At 53.9% G+C, this 804-nt stretch carries 2 tRNA genes and 2 rRNA genes; all 4 read right to left on the bottom strand.

What is annotated here, in order from left to right:
* Positions 1–81: ribosomal RNA gene (locus QCE83_RS35025) — 23S ribosomal RNA — on the bottom strand; the annotation flags it as partial.
* A gap of 335 nt (positions 82–416) precedes the next feature.
* A tRNA-Ala gene (locus QCE83_RS35020) sits at positions 417–492 on the bottom strand.
* Between the two features lie 85 nt (positions 493–577).
* Positions 578–654 (bottom strand) — tRNA-Ile (locus tag QCE83_RS35015).
* 65 nt (positions 655–719) lie between these two features.
* Positions 720–804, bottom strand: a 16S ribosomal RNA gene (locus tag QCE83_RS35010); the annotation flags it as partial.

Genomic DNA, 804 nt, shown 5'->3' with positions numbered 1-804 from the left:
CCGGAGCTTTTCGCAGGCTACCGCGTCCTTCATCGCCTGTGATCGCCAAGGCATCCACCACATGCACTTGTTCGCTTGACCCTATAACAAGTGTGTCTCTCTCGAGCCACGCTCGCCATAGGCTGAGTATTCGCGTGTCGGTCCACGTTAGTGCTTTAGCACTTACGTGGAGCCCACACTACGTGTGTGCCGTATTCCAAAGCAATCTTTCGATCACCTTTTCATACTTGATACAATCACTACCCTGACCATCCTACTCGCACCCATCTCTAAGTGCTTTTAGATAGTCTCTTTACTACTTCTTCCAGATTGTTAAAGAACGTTTAGCCGACAGGCGCACTTCACTGCCTTCGACATCAACTGGCTACAGTCGCCAATGCACAGCGCTTCACGAAACGCTGTGCATTGAGGACTTTTGGTGGAGGATGACGGGATCGAACCGACGACCCCCTGCTTGCAAAGCAGGTGCTCTCCCAGCTGAGCTAATCCCCCCGTGTCTGAGTCTGATGACCGCCGGTCCCTTCCTGCGGAAGGGATGGGGCGCTCGTAAGCGCTAAAGCGCCAACGATCGCCGACATGGTGGGTCTGGATGGATTCGAACCATCGACCCCCGCCTTATCAAGACGGTGCTCTAACCGACTGAGCTACAGACCCAAAGCCTGTTTCTTAAACCACAGCCGATAAGCGTGAGCGCTTAATGTGTATGTGCGAAGCTCGAGAAAGGAGGTGATCCAGCCGCACCTTCCGATACGGCTACCTTGTTACGACTTCACCCCAGTCATGAATCCCACCGTGGTAAGCGCC

This window comes from Caballeronia sp. LZ034LL, from assembly GCF_031451215.1.
In the GTDB taxonomy this organism is placed as follows: Bacteria; Pseudomonadota; Gammaproteobacteria; order Burkholderiales; family Burkholderiaceae; genus Caballeronia.
This window is presented reverse-complemented; position numbering and strand designations above follow the sequence as displayed.